Source organism: Rhodococcus sp. 15-725-2-2b (assembly GCF_002259075.1).
Lineage (GTDB): Bacteria > Actinomycetota > Actinomycetes > Mycobacteriales > Mycobacteriaceae > Rhodococcoides.
Genome location: NZ_NPFL01000005.1, coordinates 82,601 through 99,146 on the forward strand (window position 1 = coordinate 82,601; position 16,546 = coordinate 99,146).

Annotated in this window: 18 protein-coding genes; 7 read left to right on the forward strand and 11 right to left on the reverse strand. The window is 64.6% G+C overall.

What is annotated here, in order from left to right:
- The first annotated feature begins 84 nt into the window (after nt 1-84).
- Both CH306_RS05085 and CH306_RS29740 read left to right on the forward strand, forming a co-directional pair.
- Nucleotides 85-279, forward strand: coding sequence for a hypothetical protein (locus CH306_RS05085; protein WP_094645878.1), 195 nt, complete (start codon nt 85-87; stop codon nt 277-279).
- Between the two features lie 153 nt (nt 280-432).
- Nucleotides 433-1,023 carry a CsbD family protein gene (locus CH306_RS29740; RefSeq protein ID WP_094645879.1) on the forward strand — a complete coding sequence of 197 codons (591 nt, stop codon included), beginning with the start codon at nt 433-435 and terminating at the stop codon, nt 1,021-1,023.
- Nucleotides 1,024-1,074: 51 nt separating this feature from the next.
- Here the strand turns inward: CH306_RS29740 and CH306_RS05095 are convergent, their stop codons facing one another.
- Entirely contained in the window at nt 1,075-1,371 is a 297-nt protein-coding gene (locus CH306_RS05095) for a hypothetical protein (RefSeq protein ID WP_032376174.1), read from the reverse strand.
- A 105-nt stretch (nt 1,372-1,476) separates the two neighbouring features.
- Entirely contained in the window at nt 1,477-2,442 is a 966-nt protein-coding gene (locus CH306_RS05100; protein WP_373453966.1) for an alpha/beta hydrolase, read from the reverse strand.
- A gap of 297 nt (nt 2,443-2,739) precedes the next feature.
- Between CH306_RS05100 and CH306_RS05105 the strand changes: the two genes are divergently transcribed.
- Nucleotides 2,740-3,138 (forward strand): hypothetical protein, encoded by a 399-nt coding sequence (locus CH306_RS05105; RefSeq protein ID WP_094645972.1) that lies wholly within the window; start codon nt 2,740-2,742, stop codon nt 3,136-3,138.
- A gap of 93 nt (nt 3,139-3,231) precedes the next feature.
- On the opposite strand, the gene CH306_RS05110 is transcribed toward CH306_RS05105, so the two are convergent.
- The 3 genes from CH306_RS05110 to CH306_RS05120 all read right to left on the reverse strand — a co-directional run bounded on the left by CH306_RS05110 (nt 3,232) and on the right by CH306_RS05120 (nt 5,758).
- Entirely contained in the window at nt 3,232-4,554 is a 1,323-nt protein-coding gene (locus CH306_RS05110) for an NAD(P)/FAD-dependent oxidoreductase (protein ID WP_094645880.1), read from the reverse strand.
- A gap of 109 nt (nt 4,555-4,663) precedes the next feature.
- Nucleotides 4,664-5,281 carry a DUF305 domain-containing protein gene (locus CH306_RS05115; RefSeq protein ID WP_094645973.1) on the reverse strand — a complete coding sequence of 206 codons (618 nt, stop codon included), beginning with the start codon at nt 5,279-5,281 and terminating at the stop codon, nt 4,664-4,666.
- Nucleotides 5,282-5,362: 81 nt separating this feature from the next.
- A complete protein-coding gene (locus CH306_RS05120; RefSeq protein WP_094630259.1) occupies nt 5,363-5,758 on the reverse strand; it encodes a DUF6153 family protein in 396 nt (131 codons plus the stop codon).
- 149 nt (nt 5,759-5,907) lie between these two features.
- Here CH306_RS05120 and CH306_RS05125 point away from each other — a divergent pair, with 149 nt between their 5' ends.
- Together CH306_RS05125 and CH306_RS05130 are read left to right on the forward strand one after the other, a co-directional pair.
- Nucleotides 5,908-6,786, forward strand: coding sequence for a universal stress protein (locus tag CH306_RS05125; RefSeq protein ID WP_094630258.1), 879 nt, complete (start codon nt 5,908-5,910; stop codon nt 6,784-6,786).
- Nucleotides 6,783-9,173 carry a phosphoketolase family protein gene (locus CH306_RS05130; protein ID WP_094645881.1) on the forward strand — a complete coding sequence of 797 codons (2,391 nt, stop codon included), beginning with the start codon at nt 6,783-6,785 and terminating at the stop codon, nt 9,171-9,173. Before CH306_RS05125 ends, CH306_RS05130 begins: the two co-directional genes overlap by 4 nt.
- Before the next feature lie 11 nt (nt 9,174-9,184).
- Here the strand turns inward: CH306_RS05130 and CH306_RS05135 are convergent, their stop codons facing one another.
- The 4 genes from CH306_RS05135 to CH306_RS05150 all read right to left on the reverse strand — a co-directional run bounded on the left by CH306_RS05135 (nt 9,185) and on the right by CH306_RS05150 (nt 13,377).
- Complete coding sequence (locus CH306_RS05135; protein WP_094645882.1) at nt 9,185-10,069, reverse strand: universal stress protein; 885 nt, start codon at nt 10,067-10,069, stop codon at nt 9,185-9,187.
- Nucleotides 10,066-10,908, reverse strand: a complete 843-nt coding sequence (locus CH306_RS05140) for a universal stress protein (protein WP_094645883.1) — start codon at nt 10,906-10,908, stop codon at nt 10,066-10,068. Before CH306_RS05140 ends, CH306_RS05135 begins: the two co-directional genes overlap by 4 nt.
- A 107-nt stretch (nt 10,909-11,015) precedes the next feature.
- A complete protein-coding gene (locus CH306_RS05145) occupies nt 11,016-12,719 on the reverse strand; it encodes a sensor histidine kinase (protein ID WP_037193952.1) in 1,704 nt (567 codons plus the stop codon).
- A complete protein-coding gene (locus CH306_RS05150) occupies nt 12,712-13,377 on the reverse strand; it encodes a response regulator (RefSeq protein ID WP_037193950.1) in 666 nt (221 codons plus the stop codon). The genes CH306_RS05145 and CH306_RS05150 overlap by 8 nt, the downstream gene beginning before the upstream one ends.
- A 194-nt stretch (nt 13,378-13,571) precedes the next feature.
- Here CH306_RS05150 and CH306_RS05155 point away from each other — a divergent pair, with 194 nt between their 5' ends.
- Nucleotides 13,572-14,483 (forward strand): universal stress protein, encoded by a 912-nt coding sequence (locus CH306_RS05155; protein ID WP_176460626.1) that lies wholly within the window; start codon nt 13,572-13,574, stop codon nt 14,481-14,483.
- Nucleotides 14,484-14,607: 124 nt separating this feature from the next.
- Nucleotides 14,608-15,138, forward strand: a complete 531-nt coding sequence (locus CH306_RS05160) for a flavodoxin domain-containing protein (RefSeq protein WP_094645885.1) — start codon at nt 14,608-14,610, stop codon at nt 15,136-15,138.
- Between the two features lie 58 nt (nt 15,139-15,196).
- Here CH306_RS05160 and CH306_RS05165 read toward each other — a convergent pair whose 3' ends face one another.
- Together CH306_RS05165 and CH306_RS05170 are read right to left on the reverse strand one after the other, a co-directional pair.
- Nucleotides 15,197-15,616 carry a hypothetical protein gene (locus CH306_RS05165; protein WP_094633409.1) on the reverse strand — a complete coding sequence of 140 codons (420 nt, stop codon included), beginning with the start codon at nt 15,614-15,616 and terminating at the stop codon, nt 15,197-15,199.
- Between the two features lie 137 nt (nt 15,617-15,753).
- The gene (locus CH306_RS05170) at nt 15,754-16,485 is read right to left on the reverse strand and encodes a GAF and ANTAR domain-containing protein (RefSeq protein WP_094630250.1); all 732 of its coding nucleotides are present in this window, start codon (nt 16,483-16,485) and stop codon (nt 15,754-15,756) included.
- Nucleotides 16,486-16,546: the final 61 nt, after the last annotated feature.

The window sequence follows — 16,546 nt, forward strand, 5'->3', positions numbered from 1 at the left end:
CGCATACCGATGAGAGGAATCCATCATGAACCTCACACCCTGCGTTGGGAGTGGAGCCCACGGAACGACCCTTGAGCTCACCGGATGCAGCCCCATCTCGACCGGGACCAGTACCCGATGACTCCCGTGGTGGTCGGGGCCGCAGGAGTCATCGCTCTCCTTCTGTTCACCTCGCGCGGCGCAGGCATGGACTTCGACCGACGCGCCCTCGCCGGCGCGTACAAGCCGACGCGGTCCACCTGGCCGAAGCGACTGCGGAGCCGTCTACGCCAACGATGAACCCGGAAGCCCCGACCGTCGATAGTGACCCATCACACTCCTGTAGGACGTATGTTTCGGAGCAGCCGGATCGACTCATACTTATCGGCGTCGTCCGCGACGCCCCCAGCTCCGGATGTCCGGAGACGACCTACACGAAAGAGGTACGCACCGATGGCCGACTTCATCGACAAGGCTCAGCACAAGGCAGAGGAACTGGCCGGGACTGCGAAGGAGAAGGTCGGCGAGGCCACCGGTGACGACAGCCTCCGCGCCGAGGGTGCGACGGATCAGGCCAAGGCCAACACCCACCAGGCTGCAGACTCCGTGTCCGACGCGGCCGAGAACGTGGCCGACACCGCAACCGATGCCGCCAAGGAAGCCAAGCACGCAGCCTCCGACGTTGCCGACAAGGCCGCCGACGTGGCAGAGGATGTCAAGGACACGGTCAAGGACAAGGTCCAGAACGTCGACGTCGACGATGTGAAGGAGAAGGCCTCCCAGGTCGCCGACAAGGCAGCCGACAAGGCCTCCGCCGTCGCCGACGACGTGAGGAACACGGTTCGCAACATCGACAGCGACGATGTCGCCCAGGCCGCGAAGGTCGGCACCCCCGTCATCGCCGCCATCGCAGCCGCTGCCGGCGCTGTCGCGTTCGTGCTGATCCGTCGACGCAACCGTCGCAACAGCGCTGCGCACCTGTTCGTGCCGTCGAAGCGCACCACCCGCAAGCTCGCCAAGAAGGCCCGCAAGCACAGCTTCTGAAGGTAATTGCGCAGAAAGCCCCGCCTCCATCGAGGCGGGGATTTCTCGTCTCTACAGCGGCTTCAGTGCCCGGCTGGGCACCCAGTGCGTGACGGTTTCGCTTCGGTCTCGCGACATCAACTCGTACGTGACGCGGCCGAGCCAATCCCCGTCCACGGTGATGGACCATTCGACCAGGTCGCCCGGTACGACGCGTCGTACGTCGAATCCCTCGGGGTTGAACTTCGACGCGTGGTGTGGCGGTAGTGGATAGAGGATGTTCAGGTCGATCCAGACCTTCAGCGGCGGGCGGAGCAACTTGAAGGGGCGCACGGCGGACGCCGGTCGAGGTTGTGCGCGCCGTGCCATCGTTCGATCATACGTTCGATTTCTGCACCGATCCACCGCCTCGGGAAACGAAGAACGGCCACCTGCACGCGGGGTGCAGGTGGCCGTTGTTCGGTGTTCCGAGGATCAGATGCCGAGCGATCCCGCCAGGAAGGGCCAGGACTTGTGCAGGTCGTCCTGCCAGTAGCCCCACGAGTGGTTTCCGATCGGGCGGAAGTCCACGGTGGCCGGGATGCCGAGCTGGTCGAGGCGCTTGGCCAGGTTCGAGGTGCAGAAGTTGGTGGCAACTTCGATGCCGCCGCCGACGATGACCTGGTTGGCGAGCGTCGCCGGATCGTTCTTCAGGCGCGGGTTGGCGAAGGTGTCGTTCGGTGCACCCGGCAGGCCGCTACCGGTGCTCATGTAGATCTGCGTTCCGCGGAGCTTCTCGGCGTTGAGCAGCGGATCGTTCTCGCGCCACACTGGGCCGTCGAGCGGGCCCCACATGTTCTCGACATTGCCGCCGCCGTAGGTCTCGACGACGAGCTTGACGAACTGCTGACCGATGGGGTCGGAGGTCTGAGCGCAGCCACTGTAGGCAGCGACGCCGGCGAACTTGCCCGGGTACTTGATCGCGATGTTGAGAACCGAGGTGCCCGTCATCGACAGCGCTGCGAGCGACTGGCGGCCGTTGGTGTCGAACTGGGCGTCGATCAGCGGGGGCAGTTCTTCGCCGAGGAAGGTGCTCCACTTGTTGCTACCGAGCTTCGGATCGTCCTGCAGCCAGTCGGTGTAGTAGGACCACTTGCCCTTCTGCGGAGTCACGATGAAAGCGTTCTTGTCCGAGAGGAAGGCCTCGGCGTCGGTCTGCGACTGCCACGATGCGGCATCCTCGCCGCCGCCTGCACCGTTGAGCAGGTACAGCACGGGACGCGACACGCTCTCGTCGGCGGGGCGCTGCACTGTGACGGGGATGGTGCGGTTCATCGAAGCCGAGTACACCTGGAGCTGAACCTGGCGGTTGTCGAGGGTGTTCACCGACTCGATCCGCGATCCGTTGCTCGACTGCGTCGTGGCCGCAGGCAGTTCGTCTGCGGACGCGACGGGCGTCATCAGCGCGGTCGGAAGAATCGCCACTGCGAGGGCGACGGCCGTAGCCGAACCGATTCGCCGGAAGCCGTGTCGTCGAGATCGTGGCACGCTGTTTCACCTTTTCGTCGAGTTACACCGGTCGAGTTTCTACATCGGCCGAAGATGAGGTGACGTTACCTCGAGCAAACGTCCCGAGCGTTATGGACTGGACGAATCCGAGACGCGATCGTGATGCTCTCGGTCGTGGTGGCGAATTGTTCCCTCGGTACGGGTGTCTGTGGTCTATTGGGTGCCCGCCCTGCGAAGGAGTCGATCGAGATGTTTCGTCGCACCGCCGTCATTGCTTGCGTCATTGCAAGTGCCGCCGCCCTCGGCATGGGAACGGCCGCCGCCGACGAGTGGCCTACTCCGCCGCCGTATCCGAGTCCGTCTGCTCCACAGGACGTCACCGGACTGTTCCTCACGCCTCAGGACCCGGACTACTGGAACCCCTTCGTCAGCGAGAATCGACTCACCTCGCCCTACGGCAACAGCACCCGCATCGTGTGCACCGGATTTCACGGCGTGCTCGGCTCCTGCTGGCAGGCCGATCCGAATGGCAACCCGCACAAGCTGATTCTGCTGAACATGAACTATCCGGGTTCGACGGGCCAGCTGCTGCCCGGCGGCGGTCCCGGGCACTTCGTCTACCCCGGTTTCATCCCCGGCATCGGCTGACCCCGTCGACACCGGAAGCAACTGACCTGAGCGTCCACTATTCGCCCCCGAAAGCGGGATTCCGTGTGAGGGTGAAAATAGTGGACGCTCACGTCAGTTGTACGGCTTACGCGCCGTTTCCGGGTCGCCGTACGTGATGGCCCGTTCGCGTCGGGTGCCGGTGGCCAAGGTTGCGGCCCAGTTGATCAGTGTCCCCACGCGGTTGCGGTTGCCTGCCAGGAACGCGATGTGGATGACGCCCCACGACACCCAGCCGAGGAATCCGGACATGCGCAGCGGCCCGGCCTGCACCAGCGCGTGACCACGGGCGATGTAGGCCGCGGTCCCGAGGTCTCGGTACTCGAAATCCTTTCGCGCAGAACCGGACAGGTCTGCTGCGATCGCCGCGCCCGCTGCTCGGCCGCCCTGCATCGCCACTTCGGCGACGCCCGCAAGCTTGTTCAGCGACATGATGTCTCCGACGACGAAGACGTTGCGGTGTCCCGGGATCGAGAGATCCGGTTGCACGGCGATGCGCCCGGATCGGTCCTGTTCGACGCCCATCGCGTCGGCGAGTTGCTTCACGAACGGAACGGCTTCGACGCCTGCGGTCCACAGCACCGTGTGAGTGTCGTAGCGAGTGACCGTCTTCGGCTCGGCCTTGGCCGTCACTTCGACGTCGGTGGCCGTGACATCGGTGACGTGCACCCCGAGATGCGTCTCCACACCCACGGTGTCGAGGGTGCGCTGCGCCTTCTTCGTCAACGAGTCGGGGAACGATTCGAGGACGCGGTCACCGCCGTGGAAGAGCAGCACCCGCGCTTCCGACGGGTGAATCGAATCGAACTCCTTTGCCAACGCTCTGGTGGCGAGTTCTCTTATCTGGCCGGCCAATTCGACTCCGGTCGGGCCTCCACCGGCCACCGCGAAGGTGAGCCACGGCCTGCGCTCCTCGGGGGTGGGGAGAGACTCGGCCATCTCGAAGGCGGAGATCAACTTTCGCCTGATCGCAAGGGCGTCGTCGAGGGTCTTCATCCCCGGTGCCCACTGCACGTATTCGTCGTGGCCGTGGTACGCCTGCTGCATTCCGACGGCAACGACGAGGTAGTCGTAGGGCAGCTCGAACGTCGAGCCGTCGAACCGACTCGCCGTCACCACTCCGCCGTCACCCGCTGAGCCGTCGACACTGGGGGTCACCGAGGTCGCTTCACCCAATGCCACATACACGTTCTTCTGCTTGCGCAGCAGGTGTCGCAGCGGACTGGCGATCGAGCCCTCCGACACCAGACCGGTGGCGCATTGGTAGAGCAGCGGCTGGAAGACGTGCGAGGTACCGCGCTCGAGCACGGTGACATCGACGTCTTCGTTGCGCAAACGCCGTGCCGCGTGGAGTCCGCCGAATCCTCCACCGATGACCACAACCCGTCGACGTGCCATTGCGAACTGTCTCCCTCGGACCGATGTGCGGAGAAGGATTCTCCGATTTTTCAGCCTACTCGAGGGCCGCACCCCCGATACGGGGATGCGGCCCTCGCTTCGGTGCAGCTCAGCCGAGCAACGTCCGCATGGTGTCGATTTCCTGCTGCTGTGAGGCCACGATCGTGCGAGCCATCTCCTGCGCGTCGGGGTTCGAGCCGTCGGCGATCTCGATGTTCGCCATCTCAATCGCACCTTCGTGGTGCTCGATCATCATCGTCAGCCATCGGCGGTCGAACTCGGGACCGGCGGCCGCAGTCAACGCGTCCATGTCCTGCTGGGTCATCATGCCTGTGCCCGAGCCGTGGTCCATCTCGCCCATGTCGGACGAGGGTGCGGGCTGACCCCATTCGGCGAGCCAGGCGGTCATCCGCTCCATTTCCGGTTGCTGCGCGGCTTCGATCGCCGACGCCAATGCCACGACGTCCGGATTGTCGGTGCGGCCCTCGACCATTGCCGCCATCTCGATTGCCTGTGCATGATGCGGGTACATCATCCGAGCGAACATCACGTCCGCATCATCGAACTGAGCGGATGCGTCGGCCTGGGTAGATGGCACCGACGACGAGTTCGACGCGCCCATCGAATGGCCGTCCATCGGCATGTCGGAAGTGTCGCTGCTGCAGCCGGCGACGAGGAATACGCTCACGGTGGCGGCAGCCAGCGACGCGACGAGTGTTGTACGCATGTGAAACTCCTTGAACAAGTGCGAAATACAGGGATCTGGGTATGCCGATCCGCCGGTGGTGTGCCTCCACCGGACTGCATGTCACACTCGTAAGGTCACCGATCTGTCCAGCTCCCAGAGGGTCCACGGCGGCGCACGCTCCGAGATGGAGTCGGTGCGCCCACCGATACCGTCGTCCGACATCGGGGCGTGGACGACATCGACGCTCGTCGCCGGGACCGACAACGCAGCCCACGCCACCGTGGTTCCCGCGCACGGATGCATCATCTGATGCGTCGACGGGCAGTCGTGTTCGCCGTCCGCCACCTGTACCGGATCCTCGTGGTGGGTCGTCGACGCCATGGCAGCGTGTTCGCTGCTCACCGACATGGTCGGTGTCACCGAGTGCATCAGCAGCACCCCGAAGATCGTCAGCGCGATCAGCAATCCGGTCGCCGAGGCGAAGCCCGGGCGACTGCGTCGGATCACTGAATGCATGACATCGACGATAGCAAGACATACCCCCTAGGGGTAACTGGTAGGGACTTCCGCCCCACACCGAAGGACTTCCGCCTCTGTCCGCATCGGCCCCACTCGGTAATGCTCGAGGTGTTCCACACGCGAAGGTCAATGGACGGGACAAGGTCATGACTGCATCGAACCGGATAGTCGTCGGAGTCGACGGATCCGCCACATCCCTCGGCGCGGTCCGCTGGGCGACGCGCGAGGCTGTTCGACGCCACGCCCCGCTCGAGCTGGTCACGTCGTCGCTGTTTGCACCGGGAACCTACGGTGACGCCATCAGCCTTCGGATGGGCGCGTTCACGGACCCCGATATCGAGGCCAAGCGTGTGCTGACCGCAGCGGTCGATGTTGCGCACAAGACGGCGGCCGGTAATTCACTGATTCTCGACACTCGCCTCGAGCACGGCTCCGCTGCAAGAAACCTGACGCATTTCGACGTCGCACCCGCCATGATCGTCGTCGGGTCGAGGGGTCTCGGCGAGTTCACCGGTGGACTGATCGGGTCGGTCAGCACCGCGGTGGTATCGCACGCCAAATGCCCTGTCGCAGTGATCAAATCGACCATCGTCGGCGACGGACCGGTCGTCGTCGGTGTGGATTGCACGTCCAACAGCCAACCGGCCATCGGGTTCGCCCTCCAGGAAGCATCGCTGCGGGGGGTCGACCTCGTTGCGGTGCACGCCTGGAGTGACCTCGAACTGGGCAGCGTGTTGACGCGCGACGACGAGGGACCGTGGGTCGACTCCGAACTCGCCGAGAAGACGTCGTTGGCGGAGAGCCTGGCCGGATGGTCGGAGGACTATCCGGACGTCACCATCCACCGGGTGGTGGTTCGGGACAGGCCGGTTCGTGAACTGGTCCGTGCGTCCGATACTGCGCAGCTGATCGTCGTGGGGAGCCGTGGTCGGGGCGGATTCGCGTCGATGCTTCTCGGTTCCACCTCACGTGCGGTGCTGCATTCGGTGGACGTTCCCGTCGTCGTCGTTCCCACGAACCGATGACGACGCCGACCGTCGACACCACATACGATTCCGAGAAATTGGACGCAGACCTGCGTTATTGGGCTGCGGCGAACTATCTGACGGTGGCTCAGATCTACCTGCAGGACAACGTATTGCTGCGTCGGCCACTGGAATCGGAGCACATCAAGCCGAGGCTGCTCGGGCATTGGGGCACCAGTCCCGGCCTGTCGATGATCTACACCCTCCTCAACCGCGTGATTCGCCGAACCCATTCGGACTGGCTGTACGTCACCGGGCCGGGACACGGCGGCCCGGCGATGGTGGCGAACACCTACCTCGAAGGCACGTACAGCGAGATCTACCCGGACATCTCGCTCGACAGCGACGGAGTCCGACGGCTGTGCCGTCAATTCTCCACTCCCGGAGGCATTCCGAGCCACGTGAGCGTCCAGACCCCGGGCAGCATTCACGAGGGCGGCGAGCTGGGCTACGCCCTCGTCCACGCCGCCGGCGCAGCGTTCGACAATCCCGATCTGATCGTCGCCTGTGTAGTCGGGGACGGTGAGGCCGAAACCGGTCCCCTGTCCGGTTCGTGGAAGATCCCCGCCTTTCTCAACCCGGTCCGTGACGGCGCAGTGTTGCCGATCCTGCATCTCAACGATGGAAAGATCTCCGGCCCGACGGTTCTCGGTCGTAGCGCCGACCTTGCAGTCGAACGCTTCCTACGGAGCCAGGGGTGGACACCGATCTTCGTCGAGGGCACCGACCCGCGAGAGGTTTTCCCGGCCCTCGAATCTGCCCTCACCCGCGCCCACGATGCGATCGGGAGAGTTCGGCACGCCGCACGAGGCGGCAACCCACGAGGCGACATCGCCTGGCCCGCCATCGTTCTGCGTACGCCCAAGGGCTGGACCGGTCCGCACGAGGTGGACGGCAAGCGCATCGAGGGCACCCACTGGGCGCACCAGGTGCCGTTGTCGGGTGTCCGAGAGAATCCTGCACACCTGGAACTGCTCGAGAAGTGGCTGCTGTCCTACGATCCCCGATCGTTGTTCGACGACAACGGTGCCCCGGTGGCGTCGATTCGGGAGCTCGCACCGTCGGGCACCGAACGTCTCGGTGCCACCCCGTACGCAAACGGCGGTGTGCTGCTGCAGCCCTTGGTCATTCGAGACCTCGAGAACTACGCGCTCACCGTCGAGTCCCCTGGTCGCACGTCGCACGAGACGACCACCGTACTCGGGGAGATGATGCGCGATATCTACCTCGACAACGCCCAGCCCAACGGCGGCGGCAACTTTCGCCTGTTCTGTCCCGACGAGACCGCGAGCAACCGCCTGCAGGCCGTGTTCGAGGCCACCGACCGGTGCTGGCAGCTGCCGACCACCGAGTTCGACGACGATCTCGGTCCCGACGGCCGCGTGATGGAGGTGCTCAGCGAGCATCTGTGCGAGGGCTGGCTCGAGGCGTATCTGCTGTCGGGTCGACACGGCCTGTTCGCGAGCTACGAGGCCTTCGCCATGGTGAGTGTGTCGATGCTGATTCAGCACACCAAGTGGCTGCAGCACGCCGCCACACTCGCATGGCGAGCACCGGTCGCGTCGCTCAACGTGCTGCTCACCAGCACGTGTTGGCGCAACGACCACAACGGATTCAGCCATCAGGGTCCCGGACTGATCGACGCGGTGATTCCCCTGGCACCGGACGTCGTGCGCGTATGGCTACCACCGGATTCCAATACCCTCCTCGCCGTTGCCGATCATTGCTTCCGCAGTCGAGGTCACGTCAACGTTCTGGTGGTGGACAAGCAGAGTCACCCGCAGTATCTGACGCTTCCCGAGGCACGGGCGCATGCAGCGGCGGGTGCGTCCCGCTGGGACTGGGCCGGCACCGAGGAGACCGGTACCGAGGAAGATCCCGAGATCGTTCTGGCGTGTGCCGGCGACGTGCCGACCGAGGAAACCCTGGCGGCCGCACAGTTGTTGCGCACGTGGACTCCCGAGCTCAGGGTCCGCGTGGTCAACGTCATCGATCTGATGGCATTGCTCCCCGTCGTCGATCATCCGCACGGATTCTCCGACGAGCAGTTCGTCGATCTGTTCACCGCCTCTGTCGATGTGGTCTTCGCGTTCCACGGCTATCCCCGCGCGGTGCACCAACTGATGCACGGCCGACCCGACGCCCAGCGGTTCCATGTTCGCGGATTCATCGAACAAGGCACCACCACAACACCGTTCGACATGGTGGTGCTCAACAAGATCAGTCGCTATCACCTCGCGCTCGCAGCACTCGACCGAGCGGGCACTGCGCCGGCCGGTGCCGAACGACTGCGGCAGCACTGCCAGGACCAACTCGTTCGGCACGATGCCTACATCCGGGAACATTTCGAGGATCTTCCCGAGATTCGACAATGGCGGTGGTCGTGACCGCGAGGTGACTACCCGCGGGCGATGATCAGCGGACAGTCGACGCGGTGGGCCAGCGACCGGACGGTGGATCCGAGAAGTCGGTCGCTGAAACCGTTGCGGCCGCTCGAACCGACGACGACGGCCTGCGCCCGCGGTGATACCTCGAGGATCTTCTCGACCACGTTGCCGCGCAATATCTTCTGCTGTACCACGACGTCCGGGTACTGATCGCTCCAGCCGGACAGGCTCTCTGCCAACACGGTTCGACCGTTCGAAAGGATCGCATCGGACCTGTCGGTGGCGGACGCGTCGGGCGCCGAGATCAGTTCGTCCGTCGACACGTGGACTGCAACCAGTTCCGCTCCCCGGAGTGAGGCTTCGTCGAAGGCCAACCGAACAGCGTTCTGGTTGTGCGGCGACCCGTCGATTCCGAGGACAACAGGGCCTCCCGACGAGTGCAGCTCCACGCTTCCCGGCACGATGACCACAGGGCAGTGCGCTTGAACGGCCACCGCGGTGCTCACCGAGCCGAGCAGTTCGGCGAAGTATTCGCCGTTGCCACGCGAACCGACCACCATCATCGAGGCACTCGATGACTGCTCCAGCATGGCCTGAATCGTCGGTCCCACAATCGATTCACTCGTGATGACGAGCGCGTCCGGGTTGTTCACCGAACGTCGAGCGACCAGCGACGCCCAGGCGAGGATCGACTCTGCGGCCGTGTGCTCCTCGGAGCCGATGTGCGACGGCAACGCGACGAAGCTGGTGTACAGAGCCTTGACTTGGTATGCGGACACCAGCTTCACCGGTACCCCACGCAACTCGGCCGCATGCGCGGCCCATCCGACTGCGTCGAGCGACGAGCCGGAACCGTCGACACCGACAACGATCGGAGACTGCCTCGAGGTACTCATGCGTGCGGGACGACGAGGACGGGGCAATGGGCTTGCCGCAGTACGGCGGTCAGTGTTCGTCCGGGCACTCGGTCTCGCTCGTGACCGACCACCATCAGCTGGGCTGTCTCGGAGACCGCCACCAGTTCCGATCCCGAGTCGGCCTCGGCATACACCGACGCCACACGAATGTCGGGGTAGTCCGCGCCGAAGGGTTCGAGCCGAACGTCCATTGCCGATTCGGGGTGTAGCCCGTCGCCCGGGCCGCTGAGAGCGGACGCGAGAATGGAGGAGACAGCCTGAGTGTGCACCGCCAAGACGCTGGCCGCCCTGATCGATGCCTCGTGAAATGCCTGAGCCACCACGACATCGGCTTGCGAGACGTCGGCGTCACCCAGGGCTGCAACGACCGGGCCGCGGCGTTCGGCGTCGAAATGACGGACGATCGCGACGGGGTGGGGCGATGCTTCGACCACGGCACCGACCATCGATCCGAGTACCCAGGCGGCCACCGCACTGCCGGTGGTGGTCCCCAGTACCAGCAGAGACGCAGATCCGGCCTCGGTCGACATCACCGATTCGGGCCGACCCTGCAGAACGACCGATTCCACGAGAACCGCCGGATCGATCGCTGCGGCCGCATCCTCTGCGCGACTCAATGCCGCGCGGGTATAGTCACCGTCGACATCCGGAGCGCCGTAGACGGTTTCGGGCACCGCATGTCTGTCGATCACGTGGATCAAGCGAAGTGACGTGCCCCGCCCGCGTGCCTCCTGCACGGCGAACCGAACCGCATCGAGTGCGGTCTCCGATCCGTCGATTCCGACCACGACCGGTCCGGTGGAATGTGAAGTGTTCATCAGATGCCTCTCGATGGTGCGCGTCTACGACGAGAACGCTACGAGCGCAGGCACACCTGGCACAGCAGTCCGAGGTCATCGGAACAAGTGACCTAGGTCGTCCGCCGTCAGGGCAGCGGTACCGACCAGATCAGCTCGGTGCCACCTGCGTCGGCCGCGGACGACCCGAAGGTCATCGTGCCGCCGCAGTCGACTGCCCGCGCCTCGAGGTTCGCCAGTCCACTGCGAGTGATGTTCTCGTCCAGTCCGATTCCGTCGTCGGAGACCTCGATGCGGAGATCGTCCCCGACCGCCAGGGTGACGTTGACGGTCTGGGCCCGAGCATGGTGGACGACGTTGCTCACCGCTTCGCGAATGACGGCAACGGCGTGGTCGGCGAGGGTACTGTCGATGACCGACAGGGGCCCGAACATGCGAACCACGGCGCGAATGGGAACGCTTTCGGTGAGTTCGAGGACGGCTCCGTTGACGCGCTGCCGTAGACGAGTGGTCGAGTGTGTCGAGCTCTGCAGGTCGAAGATCGTCGTACGAATGTCCTGCACGGTGTCCTGCAGGTCGTCGATGGTGCGAGTCAGACGTTGACGAATGTCGTCGAGCTCGGTCTTCTGCAACGTGCTCTGCAGCGACAATCCGGCCGCGAAGATCCGTTGGATGACGTGATCGTGAAGGTCTCGGGCGATCCGATCACGGTCCGCGAGAACGTCGAGCTCGTGCATGCGCCGCGTGGTGTCGGCCATCTCCATCACGAGTGCGGCCTGGTCGGCGAAGCTGGAAATGAGATCGAGTTGAGAGTCGCTGAAGACCGGTCCGCCCTTTCGGCGCAGCGTCACCAGGACGCCTCGCACGCCGTCGGCTACCCGAAGCGGCGAGATCAGGGCCGGGCCGAAGGTGTTCGCCACATGCGCGTTGGGTCGGTAGTCCAGCTCCTCCTTGCGGGTAGCGGTCCGAAGGCGATATGCCGCACCGGAACTCGATCCCTCGATCGGGATGAGCGAACCCACCAGAGCGTCTGCGTCGTGCCCCTCGGCGACCGAGATGACCAACCGGGAGACCGTGTCCGAGTTCGGAGCCGCGTCGGCGGGAACAGCGATGAACGCACTGTCGGCCCCGGTCAGATGCAATGCCCGCCTCGACACCATGTGCAGCACTTCGTCGATGTCGCTCCCGGCCAACAGTTCGGTACCGATGTCCCGCATCGCTTCCATCCACGATTGCCGGATCCGCGACTCCTCGTACAGGTGTGCGTTCTCGATCGCGATTCCGGCCGCCGAGGCGAGAGCCCGGGTGACCACCTCGTCGTCCTCGGTGAACTGGGCTCCGTCCTTCTTCTCGGTGAGGTACAGGTTTCCGAACACCTCGTCACGCACCCGAATGGGCACGCCGAGAAACGATTTCATCGGCGGATGGTTGGGAGGGAAGCCCACTGCCTCCGGATGCGACGACAAGTCGTCGAGTCTGAGCACATGAGGTTGGTCGATGAGCAGACCCAGCACACCTCGTCCGGTGGGAAGTGGGCCGATCGCCTCGCGCACCTGCTCTTCCATGCCGTGATGGATGAACGCCTTCAGCTCGTGACCCTCGCCGCGCACGCCGAGTGCACCGTACCGGGCACCGACGAGGTTGACGGCCGACTCCACGATCGACCGCAACGTCACCTCCAGGTCGAGGCCCGAGGTGATGACGAACATCGCATCGAGCAGACCGTCCGCCTGTACTCGTGCATCCGCGATGCGACCGATTCGGTCCTGCACCTCGGCCAGCAGTTCACCGAGGCGGAGCTGCGGAAGACCCGGTCCGCGGTGATCATCCATCCGACGGCCCGGATTGCGTTCGCGGATGCGTTTCGGCCAGCCTCGACGCGTACACCGCTGCCTGGGTGCGGCGCTCCATCCCGAGCTTGGCCAGCAACCGGGAGACGTAGTTCTTGACGGTTTTCTCCGCCAGGAACATTCGAGCGGCGATCTGCCGATTCGTCAGCCCCTCCCCCAGGAGGTCGAGCAACGTCCGTTCCTGCCCGGTGAGGTGATCGATCGGTCCGGGAGCGGCCGTGCCCGCCCGCAGCTTGTCCATCAGCGCGGCCGCTGCGCGATTGTCCAACAGCGACCGACCGGAGCCGACATCCTTGATCGCGCGAGTCAGCTCCATACCGGTGATGTCCTTGACGACGTAGCCGCTCGCGCCGGCGAGGATCGCGTCGAGCATGGCCTGGTCCTCGGTGAACGAGGTCAGCATCATGGTCTTGAGATCGGGCAGTCGGTCGAGCAATTCGCGGCAGAGCTCGATGCCGTTGCCGTCCGGCAGTCGAACGTCGAGAACGGCGACGTCCGGCCTCAACGCGGGAATACGAGCGAGTGCCTGTGCGCAACTTCCGGCTTCACCGATCACGGAAAGATCGGGATCGGAATCGATGAGATCGATCAGACCTCGACGCACGATCTCGTGGTCGTCGACCAAGAACACTGTGACCACGTCCAACCCCTCACCCGCGTCCTCGGTGGTCGCATCCTTTCCCAACACTACGGACCCGCACACGGGAGAGCTCGACCTTTGGTCATCGAAAGTGGGGCCGAAAGTCCCTGATCTCGGTGTAGTTGTCCTGGCGCGCGGATGCCGAGCCGAAGAGTCTGATGGAGCTCTGGCACCACCTCGAAGGGACTCATCAGATGGGCAGATCCCACACCGTCGTCGGAGTCGACGGTTCAGCCGCGTCTCTGGACGCTGTCCGGTGGGCCGTGCTCGATGCCGAACTGCACGGCTCCGACCTGACGATCGTCTCGGCCGTCCCGACGGTTCTCACGGGCCTCGATGCCCTACCCGAACGGACATCCGCGCATCTGAGGTTCGAGACGAACCGCATTCTGGACGAGGCGATGTCGATAGCCCGGCCGACGGGGTCGGCCGTGTCCACCATCGCCGTCGACGTGGTTCTGTCGGACCGCCCCGCCGCTGCCGCTCTACTCGAGATGTCCGAGACGTCTCGGATGGTTGTCATCGGGACACGCGGACTCGGTGCGGCACAACGCACGTCGTTGGGTTCGGTCAGCGTCGCGCTGAGTACGCATGCACACTGCCCGGTCACGGTCGTACATGCATGGCCGATGAGCGGCTACACGGGGTTCGAGGCGGTCGTGGTCGGCGTCGATGGAACCTCGGCCGCCATGGCCGCGGTGGAGCGGGCGTTCGAGGAGGCAGAAGTCCGAAGCGCTCCACTCACCGCACTGCACGCGTGGGCCGATTCGGATCTGTCGATAGGGATGTCGGTTCCCGGCCTCGATTGGGCGGACCATCGACCCGAAGCCGACGGCGTGTTGGCAAGGGCCGTCGATGATTGCGCGCGTCGGCATCCGACGGTGGCACTACGACAGGTGGCGGTCAGAGACCGACCGGTCCACGCACTGCTGGACCACGCGCAGAGCGCCCAACTGGTGGTGCTGGGCAGTCACGGTCGCGGAGGATTCGCCGGAATGATGCTCGGCTCGACCAGCCGCTCGGTGATGGCACGCGCATCGTGTCCGGTCACCGTTGTGCCCAGTGCCGCGCGCAACAGAACGCCTGCGACGAAGGAGTACCTGTGAAAACTGCGGAAGAACTGTTCGACCCGCGACATGCGTGCGCCGATCCGGATCGACTGCAGCACCTGACGGACATGAATCATTTTGCACTGCAATTCAACCGAAGCCGAACCGACAGGACATCCACATGCGCATACTGATCGCAACAGCAAGCCGCCACGGCGCCACCCGAGAAATCGGACAGTGGCTGGGCTCGTCGATTCTGCGGGAACTGTCCAGCATCGACAGCACGACGACAGTCGATGTTCGTGATGCCCGCGACGTGGACAGCATTGCCGAGTACGACGCCGCGATAATCGGCAGTGGCGTGTACATGGGCCGATGGCTCCGAGACGCACGCGCGCTGGTCACCAGGGAACAGGCCGAACTGGAGGCAATTCCTGTGTGGCTCTTCTCGAGTGGCCCGGTGGACGACAGCACTCCGCCGAAAGCTCGGCCGAAAGAGACCGAGGCCGACTGGGTGATCGAGCATCGCGTGTTCGGTGGCAAGCTGACGAACTCGCGGTTGTCACTGTTCGAGCGTGCCGTCGTGCGACTGATCGGTGCCTCCGATGGTGACAGCAGACCACGAGCAGAGGTCATGTCGTGGGCGGTGGTCATCGCCTCCCATCTCACACCTTTTATGCTCCGGGCCGATGAGGCCTCTCGGCTCAATTGAACGCCGAAGACGAGTGACCGCGGACTCCCTCGTCCACCTGGGTGCTCGGCTCCGGGACCTACGGCCGAGCGGGTGGAAACCAACCCCGAGCGTCACGCAGGGTGCGGCCGGCCTCGTCGACTGTCGATCGGTTCCAGCGCTCGGCGACTCTGCGTAATTCTGCACGCGCTTCGGCAACCGTGCGGCCACTGGCAACAAGAACACCGATTGCCTGGTTCACCTCACTCACATCGGCAAGAGATCGCGGCTCGGAAGCCCCGGAATCGGTTCCGCCGCGGACCGGATCTCTGGTCCCTATCACCACGTCGAACCGTTCACCGTCGACGATCGACGTCAGGGTGATCGAGCCGACATCCGAGACGGCCACATCGATGTCGGCCGCCAACTGCCCGGCCAAGCGCGCGAGATCGACGGACGAGTTGTCCAGTGATTCGGTCAGCGTCGCAAGATCGTCCAGCAATCGAGGCGGAAGTTTCATCGAGAATCCAGGTGCGGCCCGATCGCCGATTCGATTCGTCCGATATACCCGCGGCATCCTGCCGGGCGGGTATGCGAGCGCGAGGAAAAGTCGGACTCGATGCCTCGGAATGCGCTCGCGGCTCGAACGCTACGCCCTTACGTGCGGGAACGGGAGCGGGCCGTCTTCATCGCCTCGCCCACCATGGCCTCAGCGACCACTGCGACTTTCTTGTGCTCGCTCTGGCTCAACGATCGGAGCTTGTCGTACCCCTGGGCTCCGGTGCATCCGCTTCGGCTGATCAGCACCCCGATCGCCTGGTCGATAACGGAGCGATTGCTCAGTGCCATCTCGAGCTGCTCGGTGAGCCGGGCGGCACTCGACAGCGCCCGCGCGTTCTGCACCGAGACCGCAGCCGGTACCGCGAACAGGTCGCCCAACTCTGCAGCGCGAGCATCGAACGCGTCGGGCCGGCGCGCGTAGACATTCATCGCGCCGAGCACACCGCCTGCGGTGATCAGCGGAAGAGACAACACGCTGTGCACTCCCATTCGACCGACCTTCGGACCGAATTCCGGCCACTGAGGGTCGGTTTCGAGTGAACCGGATCGAACGGTGATGCCCTCGGCAGCTGCGGTGATGGAGGGGCCTTGGCCGAGTCCGTACTGGATGTCGTCGACGGCACGGACGAATTCCGCGCTCGCGACAATCGTGTCGGGGCGGTCGGGATGCAGGAGCGTCAATCCGGCACCGTCCGCGCCGGGAACGGCCCGAACTGCAAGTTGCGCCACGTGAGAGAGGGTGTCGGACAGAGACAGATCGGTCATCGGCAGTTTGCTGAGGTCGACCAGGCTCGACCGGAGGTCGTCTTCGTGTTCCCCTGCGTTCATCACTGCTCACTCCGTTGTGGGCACACATGCCTTTCGGGTATGCGCCTGCCCACCCCGACCT

Coding starts and splice junctions, on each gene's coding strand:
- CH306_RS05085 (WP_094645878.1), top strand. CDS start 85: ATGCAGCCCCATCTCGACCGGGACCAGTACCCGATGACTCCCGTGGTG.
- CH306_RS29740 (WP_094645879.1), top strand. CDS start 433: ATGGCCGACTTCATCGACAAGGCTCAGCACAAGGCAGAGGAACTGGCC.
- CH306_RS05095 (WP_032376174.1), bottom strand. CDS start 1,371: ATGGCACGGCGCGCACAACCTCGACCGGCGTCCGCCGTGCGCCCCTTC.
- CH306_RS05100 (WP_373453966.1), bottom strand. CDS start 2,442: ATGACGCCCGTCGCGTCCGCAGACGAACTGCCTGCGGCCACGACGCAG.
- CH306_RS05105 (WP_094645972.1), top strand. CDS start 2,740: ATGTTTCGTCGCACCGCCGTCATTGCTTGCGTCATTGCAAGTGCCGCC.
- CH306_RS05110 (WP_094645880.1), bottom strand. CDS start 4,554: ATGGCACGTCGACGGGTTGTGGTCATCGGTGGAGGATTCGGCGGACTC.
- CH306_RS05115 (WP_094645973.1), bottom strand. CDS start 5,281: ATGCGTACAACACTCGTCGCGTCGCTGGCTGCCGCCACCGTGAGCGTA.
- CH306_RS05120 (WP_094630259.1), bottom strand. CDS start 5,758: ATGCATTCAGTGATCCGACGCAGTCGCCCGGGCTTCGCCTCGGCGACC.
- CH306_RS05125 (WP_094630258.1), top strand. CDS start 5,908: ATGACTGCATCGAACCGGATAGTCGTCGGAGTCGACGGATCCGCCACA.
- CH306_RS05130 (WP_094645881.1), top strand. CDS start 6,783: ATGACGACGCCGACCGTCGACACCACATACGATTCCGAGAAATTGGAC.
- CH306_RS05135 (WP_094645882.1), bottom strand. CDS start 10,069: ATGAGTACCTCGAGGCAGTCTCCGATCGTTGTCGGTGTCGACGGTTCC.
- CH306_RS05140 (WP_094645883.1), bottom strand. CDS start 10,908: ATGAACACTTCACATTCCACCGGACCGGTCGTGGTCGGAATCGACGGA.
- CH306_RS05145 (WP_037193952.1), bottom strand. CDS start 12,719: ATGGATGATCACCGCGGACCGGGTCTTCCGCAGCTCCGCCTCGGTGAA.
- CH306_RS05155 (WP_176460626.1), top strand. CDS start 13,572: ATGGGCAGATCCCACACCGTCGTCGGAGTCGACGGTTCAGCCGCGTCT.
- CH306_RS05160 (WP_094645885.1), top strand. CDS start 14,608: ATGCGCATACTGATCGCAACAGCAAGCCGCCACGGCGCCACCCGAGAA.
- CH306_RS05165 (WP_094633409.1), bottom strand. CDS start 15,616: ATGAAACTTCCGCCTCGATTGCTGGACGATCTTGCGACGCTGACCGAA.
- CH306_RS05170 (WP_094630250.1), bottom strand. CDS start 16,485: ATGAACGCAGGGGAACACGAAGACGACCTCCGGTCGAGCCTGGTCGAC.